Below are 7,232 nucleotides of genomic sequence, written 5' to 3'. Positions count from 1 at the left end.
CGCGAAGATATTGCGGGTCGCTTCCGGGATGGCTGGACTGAAAAAGGTCGAACCAATGAACACTGCCAGCGAGCCGTAGAGATAGAAATCATACCATTCGAAAACGGTGCCGAGCGAGGAAGCGAAGATGACTTTCTTCTCCTCCCGCGTCATGGCGCGGCTTGCTCCGCCGGCGGTCGATGCTATTGCCATTTCGTTATCCTCCCGTGAGACCCGTTCTCGATGCTGCGCGACACCGTCCGCGTTCTCCTCCGAGCACGGACTCAACGACAGCCATTCGGGAAAAATGACAGAAAGCGCCCGCCAAAGGCAGCGCGTCTTTGGGATTATGACTTTGGTATTAGGTGCGCTGCGGGATGAAACCGGGCGAACTGGGAAACCCTTAGCCCTTGAGCGCTTCCAGCAGGCCGACAGCAGCCATCATGTCGTGCTTGCGAGCCGCGCGGCGGGCAACGGCTTCGGCGTCCTGCCCCCAATGCTCGATCTGCCAGTCCTCGTCGACATGAGCCGCGGCCCATGCAGCCTCAGCGTCGATCTCGCCGAAATCGACAGCCAGCGCCAGCAGCGCCGAACCTGTGAGCGACGTCATCACATGGATGGCGGCGAGACGCAGCGGCTCTGTTCGCTGGGCAAGATGGCTGCCCAGCACCGCGATGGTCTCGCGCGGCTGCTCGACATGGATGATCCCCTCGGCGAGATTGAAGCGCACCCCAAGTGTTCCCCTCGCCCAGTCTATCACCGAGTCCCAATGCTGGTTCTGCCGCTCCACCAGCCCTTGCGGCGCGTCGGCGCGGTAACAGAGCAGATCGGACGAGGCGAAGCGCAGAATGTCTTCCAGCACCGCCTGCGGGTCGCTGGCGACGCCATCGATGGCGGTGTTCACAAGCCGCATCACCGGCATGGTCACCGGATTGATGGTCTCGCTTTGGGTGGCGAACTCGTCGGCGACGAGCGCGGCTGCCGCCTCGGTAGGCACTGCCAGCAGCGCCTTGCCCGGCGTGCGCACCGGCTTGCCGTCGAGATGCACGGCAAAGCCGCCTTCGACCGGCGCGACCGAGACGGTCTTGTAGAAGCGCTTCGGCAGAGGCGTCTTCATCTGGATTTGGGCGCGGCGCACCGGATCCGGATCCGAAAGATATTTGCCCGCTTCAAGGTCGTTGAGGATGTCACGCATAGAAGGTCTCTCTTACACCGGCGTCAGCTTGCGCACTGGCCGGTTGACGATGATCAGGCCGGCGGCAATCAGGCCAAGTGCCAGGAAAATGCGCATGGTCAGCGGCTCATTCAAGAACATGGCGCCGCACAGCACGCCGAAAACCGGCGACAGGAAAGTGAAACTGGACAGGCCTGACGCCGGATAGCGCCGCAACAGCCAGAACCACAGCACATAGGTGAAGGCGACGATGTAGACAGCCTGGAAGAGCAGCGCCAAGGTCGGCAGCACGGTCGGGTCGCGAACGGGCGGGCCGGCGAGAGGCAGCACCAATATGCCGACGATCGCTGCCCCGGCGAGTTGGTAAAGCAGAAGCTTCTCGGCGCTCGCCTCGACCAGCTTCGACCGCTTGATGAGGATGTTGGTCAAAGCCCAGAAGAATCCGGAGCCGAGGCTCAGCAGATCGCCGAACAGCATGTCTCCGCCGCCGCCAAGCTTGTCGGAAAACACCGCGACAAGGCCGGCAAAGGCCAGCAGCAGGCCAAGGAATTTCCTCAATGTGATCTGCTCACCGAGCAGGAAATGGCCGCCGAGCAGCATCCAGAACGGCATCGTGTTGACCAGCAGCGTGTTGCGGGCAACGGTCGTATGCTCCAGGCCGACATAAAGGCAAAGGAACTCGATGCCGAAAAGCGCGCCAACCACGATGCCGGCGAGCAAGGTCCCGTCGCGCGTGAAAAGCGCGATGCCGCGCCACCGGCACCAGGCAAAGACACACAGGCCGCCGATGATCGAGCGCGCGATCGACAGGAAGACCGGGTCATAACCAGCGTAGGAGATCTTGGCGGCGACGTAATTCAACCCCCAGGAAAAGGTCAGCCCGACCATGATGGCGGCGGCGGCCATGTCGACCGTGTCGCGCCGGTCGAGCGCGTCACTGGCGCCGCTCACGATCAGTCCTCCGCGCTGGCGTCGTCGAAGCCGATCAGGTTCCAGCTCTGGCGCATGTGCGGCGGCATTGGCGCGGTGACATCGATGACGCCCTTGTCGGGATGCGGAATGATGATGCGGCGGGCGTGCAGATGCAGGCGGTTTTTAATGCCCCCTGGAAAGTCCCAGTTGGTGTCGGCCTCGAAATATTTCGGATCGCCCAGGATCGGGCAGCCGATGTAGGCGGCGTGGACACGAAGCTGGTGGGTGCGGCCCGTATAGGGCTCCATTTCAAGCCAGGTCATCGTCTGCGCAGCCTGCTCGATGATGCGGTAGTAGGAGACGGCGTGATCGGCGCCCTTTTCGCCATGCGCGGCGACACGCACGCGGTCACCGTCCGGCGTCGGCTCCTTGATCAGCCAGGTCGAGATCTTGTCCTCGCGCTTGGGCGGCACGCCCTTGACCAGCGCCCAATAGGTCTTCTTGGTCTCGCGGGCGCGAAACGCTTCCGAGAGCTTCATGGCGGCCAGCCGGGTGCGGGCGACGACCAGAACACCTGAAGTGTCGCGGTCGAGCCTGTGAACCAGTCTGGGCTTCTCGCCCTTCTGGCTGCGCCAGGCCTCCAGCATGTCGTCGACATTGCGGGTGACGCCCGAGCCGCCCTGCACCGCAAGGCCCGCCGGCTTGTTGAAGACGAAAACCTTGGGATCTTCATGGATCAGCATTTTCGACAGGACATCGGCATCGCCCTGGTTGCGGATCGAGTGGCCGGTCAGCGCACTCTCGCCCTTCTTGTCGACCTCGAGCGGTGGGACGCGAACCATCTGGCCGGGCTCGACACGGGTGTCGGCCTTGACCCGTCCGCCATCGACGCGGATCTGGCCGGAGCGCAGAAGCTTCTGCAAATGGCCGAAACCAAGGCCCGGGAAATGGGTCTTGAACCAGCGGTCGAGCCGCATGCCCGCCTCGCCGGCCTCCACCGTGATCTGTTCAACGCCTGCCATGTTTTTTGTCGCTTATCCGTTTCCCGAGCGAAGCTCGGCCTGTTCTTGGCGCGGCAATAGCACTAAGGCAGGCTTCTTGCGAGCCAAAGTCCCAGAAACAGGGCGGTAATGGCGCCAATGACGCTGGCAAGGGCATAAGCCAGCGCAGGCAGCGTGGCTCCCCGCTCCCACAGCGTCGCGAAATCGAGCGAAAAGGCGGAGAAGGTGGTGAAGCCGCCGAGAATGCCGGTAGCAACGAACAGCCTGACCTCGTTCGATCCGCCACGGCGCATCATGGAGGCGATGAACAGCCCCATGGCGAAGGAGCCAATGATGTTGATGGCCATCGTGCCCCAGGGATAGCTGGGGCCGACAAAACGCAGCGCGCCGATGTTGGTAAGGTGACGAATTCCGGCACCGATGCCGCCACCGACGACGACGAGAAACAGATTGAACATGACCGTTTACTGCCCCCGCACGGCTGCCCCGTCAATCCCTCGTTGCGGGCGCAACCGCACGCAGATCGAGCTCACCACTCAGGCGTTGCCCATCCCGGATATTTTTTCCTGAACTCGTTATAGAGGTCATCGACCTCCGTTTTGCCGATAGGGCGCACCTGTTCGTAGAGGTAGCCCTTGACGTCGCCGGACAGCTGGTAAGCCGCTATGCGCCTGTATGCTGCGCCAATGCCTTTGCCCTCGACGATGTATTGGTCCGGTATCGAGACACAGAGCTGCGCGCCCTGCTGCAGATGGATAACGGGCGGGTCGGTCACGACAACGTATTTGGACTTCAACGCCGCCGGTCTGAATCGATCGCGACTATCGACCTGACAAGCCCACTCGATGCGAGGGTAAAGGTCCTTGTCCATTTCATACAGCAATGAATCGCTCATGATCCCGCTGGATGCAAACACCGACAACCGGTCCCCAGGTCCCATCTTTCCAAGAAGGTCATCGATAAGGCGCCTGTATTCTGGAAGATTGTCGAGGTGCAGCGGGAGCGTGGCTTCCCTGGCAAAGACGTAGCTGATCGGCGACAGAACCTGGCGGCCAGTCGGGAAAAAAGTACCGAAAAACGCCAGCCCGGCGGCAACGGCTATCGCGGCGTTCGACCATCGCGATCTCAGTGCCGGCATCGAAACGATCGCAACGATTGCCTGGGCGTAGGTAGGAAAGAGCCAAAGAAATACCGGCACCGAATGATGGCGATCCGGGTCCTGCATGCGGGTGAAGAGGACGAAGGTGAGTGCCGAAGCAACGGCACAGAACAGGGAAAATCTGTTTTGGCGTATAATGGAGATGTAAAGGCCAAATACGATCAACAGCCAGTTCACATAGCTGAGCCGGGATCCCACCTGGACAATCTGCGAAACGAAGTCCGTCTTGTATCCGCTGTAAAGATCGCCATAGCTGGTTCCCAGTATCTTGAAGATCAAGGGTTGCTGGAAGGTCAGCGCGGCTCCGACAACCACGAGGATCGCACACAGGCCTCCGACGGCGGCATTGCGGAGTGCCGGAAAGTCCCGATCTTTGGCAACCTGCAGAAAACAGAAGAAGGCTGCGGAAATTCCGAGCCCGATGACAGGATAGGCGTGCCAGCGGCGCAGCACGAACGCCAACCACAGGCATACGCCGACACGTATTCCGCTGATCACCGGTTCATGGGTCAGGAACCTCGATTTCCAGAGAAAATAGGTTGCCGCGCAAAGCGCGAGACAGCCGGCAATGTCAGGCAACCCACGGAGCGTCGCCGCCCAGAACGGCGTGTAGAGAAAGGCCGCAATCCATACGGTGAGCCAGCTTCGGCATGAAGACGTCCCGGTCGCCGCCTCCAGATAGCTAATTCTGCCGATGAGAAGAGCGGTCGGGACCAGATAAACAGCAACTATTCCGGCGATATAGGAAAACCTCGAATCGCCAAAAATGATGTGAAACGGCATCAGCGGCACCAGGATCGCCGCACTGTAGTCATCCGTGGCGATCGAGGTCCTCAAATGGCTGAGCCACTCGAGAGGGCTCTGAATCAAGAGCGTGCCTTGCCGGCTGAACGTGTCGAAATAGGCAGCGAAGTCCCAGTAATAGACAGGCTGCTCAAGCCCTACATAGGTGAGAGCAAGAGCAACTCCCAGCAGAGCGGTGCACACATATGTCGTTGCCCAAAATCCGAGAGATCTGTTCTTCGTCACTTGAAGCCGCCAGAAGGAGAAGAGGCAGAACTGTCAAAGTCAGCCCGGGGCCGCCGTTCATGCAGCCAGGAGCCGTTCCGGCGCATGAGCGGCCACAAGGATGGCCAAGTCTCACACGCAGAGCACCCAAATGCCGCCGGCAGCGCCGGTTTTCTAAAGCTCAGGTCGTGCCGGCATTCTTCGGCTTGGTCGAACCGATCATCTTCCAGTTCTTGTAGAACATGGAATTGATGCGCTCGACGCTGACCGAGACGATTGAGAGCATGCCCGCGATCAGTCTGGGAACCGGAGACGGCCGGATGATGTCCATGAAGACGCAGTAGCGGCGTCCGTCATACTCGTTGACCGAGCGATGCAGCAGCGTGTCGTCGAAGATGAACAGCGGATTGTCGTACCAATAATTCTTGACGTTGCCGCACTCGACGAAAATCTCCGACTTAACCGGGATCAGATTGTAGAGGATGCGCAGGCTGAGCCGCAGCGGGCCGAAATGCCAAGACGTCGATTCGCGCTTGCTGAAGACGGAAACGGCTATGGTCTTGATGTACTTGAAGTCCTTGTTGAACTCGGCGACGTTGTCGATCCTGTGCTTACCGTACCACTGGTAGACATACATGCCGCGCCGGCCGGCGCCGAAATTGGCGTCGATATCGGCAATGATCTCATCTTTGCGCGCCTTGAAGATGTCCAGGACCTCGTTGACCTCGCGCTGATAGTCGGCGGGAAACTGCTCCAGCTTCCAGACACCTGGATTTCTGTAGCACAAGAGGTCGACCAGCAGATTGAACGGCGAAAGCAGCCAGGTGAACAGGCCGTTGCCGAGAAAATAGCCTGAGAACAGCGACAGATCCTTGCGGTCGTTGCGCAGCACGTCGATCAGGCCGCAGATGATGAAGATCGTCGTCAGGATGGGAATGAAATAGAAGCCAAGGGCGAGAAGCGGGATGGCAATGGCGAATTTGCGAAGGGACTTGCGAAGGGTTTTTGTCATTTTTCCACGCGCGGAGCGCGATCCTGTTGCGAATGAAGTGCCCAAATCACGGCAACGACCACCGCCCGGTCGTGCGCCTTGATAAGGTTTTTTGGGTTACCACACAACGGCCCTGCTATCGTGGCCGGCTGGCTGCCTGGTGGATCTGGCCAACGGCCTCACGCAAGCCTGCTACTCCCGCTCCTTGCGCAGCTTCGCCCAATAGTCGAGCCGCTTCCTGATGTCGCGCTCGAAGCCGCGCTCGGGCGGATCATAGAAGGTCTGGCGGCCCATCTTCTCGGGAAAATAATCCTGCCCCGAAAAGGCATCCGGCTCGTCATGGTCGTAACGATAGCCGGCGCCGTAATCCTCCTCTTTCATCAGCTTTGTCGGCGCGTTGAGGATGTGCTTGGGCGGCAGCAGCGAGCCGTGTTCCTTCGCGGCCCGCGTGGCAGCCTTGAAAGCATTGTAGACGGCGTTGGATTTGGGCGCGGTGGCGAGATAGACGGTGGCCTCGGCAAAAGCCAGCTCGCCCTCGGGCGAGCCGAGATAGTCGTAGGCATCCTTGGCGGCATTGGCGACGACAAGCGCCTGCGGGTCGGCAAGGCCGATGTCTTCCATGGCCATGCGCACCAGCCGGCGGCCTAGATAGAGCGGATCCTCGCCGGCATCGAACATGCGTGCGAGATAGTAGAGAGCCGCGTCAGGGTCTGAACCGCGTACCGATTTGTGCAGCGCCGAGATCAGATTGTAATGGCCGTCCTGGCCCTTGTCGTAGATCGGCGCGCGGCGCTGGACGATGCGCTGCAGTCCCTCGGGATCGAAGACCTCGCCGGGTTTGGCTGCCCGCCAGACTTCTTCCGCGAGCGTCAGCGAGGCCCGGCCGTCGCCATCGCTCATGCGGATGAGCATGGTCCGCGCCTCGTCGTCGAGCGGCAGCGCCCTGCCCTCGGTCTCCTCCGCCCGCACCATCAGCTTGGAGATGCTCTCCTCGCCAAGCGAATGGAA

The 7,232-nt window shown here is 60.6% G+C and carries 6 protein-coding genes and 2 pseudogenes; all 8 read right to left on the bottom strand.

What is annotated here, in order from left to right:
• Positions 1 to 192, bottom strand: a pseudogene (locus EN906_RS16830) (MHS family MFS transporter); the annotation flags it as partial.
• A gap of 190 nt (positions 193 to 382) precedes the next feature.
• Positions 383 to 1,174 carry an ATP12 family chaperone protein gene (locus EN906_RS16825; protein WP_127270981.1) on the bottom strand — a complete coding sequence of 264 codons (792 nt, stop codon included), beginning with the start codon at positions 1,172 to 1,174 and terminating at the stop codon, positions 383 to 385.
• Positions 1,175 to 1,186: 12 nt separating this feature from the next.
• Positions 1,187 to 2,059, bottom strand: coding sequence for a DMT family transporter (locus EN906_RS16820; protein ID WP_164748929.1), 873 nt, complete (start codon positions 2,057 to 2,059; stop codon positions 1,187 to 1,189).
• Positions 2,060 to 2,106: 47 nt separating this feature from the next.
• Positions 2,107 to 3,087: an RluA family pseudouridine synthase gene (locus EN906_RS16815; RefSeq protein ID WP_127375268.1), complete on the bottom strand. Its 981-nt coding sequence runs from the start codon at positions 3,085 to 3,087 to the stop codon at positions 2,107 to 2,109.
• Positions 3,088 to 3,149: 62 nt separating this feature from the next.
• Positions 3,150 to 3,524 carry a fluoride efflux transporter CrcB gene (gene crcB / locus EN906_RS16810; RefSeq protein WP_127375267.1) on the bottom strand — a complete coding sequence of 125 codons (375 nt, stop codon included), beginning with the start codon at positions 3,522 to 3,524 and terminating at the stop codon, positions 3,150 to 3,152.
• 71 nt (positions 3,525 to 3,595) lie between these two features.
• Entirely contained in the window at positions 3,596 to 5,254 is a 1,659-nt protein-coding gene (locus EN906_RS16805) for a hypothetical protein (RefSeq protein WP_127268772.1), read from the bottom strand.
• Positions 5,255 to 5,414: 160 nt separating this feature from the next.
• Positions 5,415 to 6,245 carry an aspartyl/asparaginyl beta-hydroxylase domain-containing protein gene (locus EN906_RS16800; RefSeq protein ID WP_127268773.1) on the bottom strand — a complete coding sequence of 277 codons (831 nt, stop codon included), beginning with the start codon at positions 6,243 to 6,245 and terminating at the stop codon, positions 5,415 to 5,417.
• Between the two features lie 171 nt (positions 6,246 to 6,416).
• Positions 6,417 to 7,232 (bottom strand): annotated as a pseudogene (locus EN906_RS16795) (replication-associated recombination protein A); the annotation flags it as partial.

The sequence above is a fragment of the Mesorhizobium sp. M7A.F.Ca.CA.004.06.1.1 genome (genome assembly GCF_003999135.1).
In the GTDB taxonomy this organism is placed as follows: domain Bacteria; phylum Pseudomonadota; class Alphaproteobacteria; order Rhizobiales; family Rhizobiaceae; genus Mesorhizobium.
The sequence above is the reverse complement of the archived record's forward strand: the minus strand, read 5'-3'. Positions and strand labels throughout refer to the sequence as shown.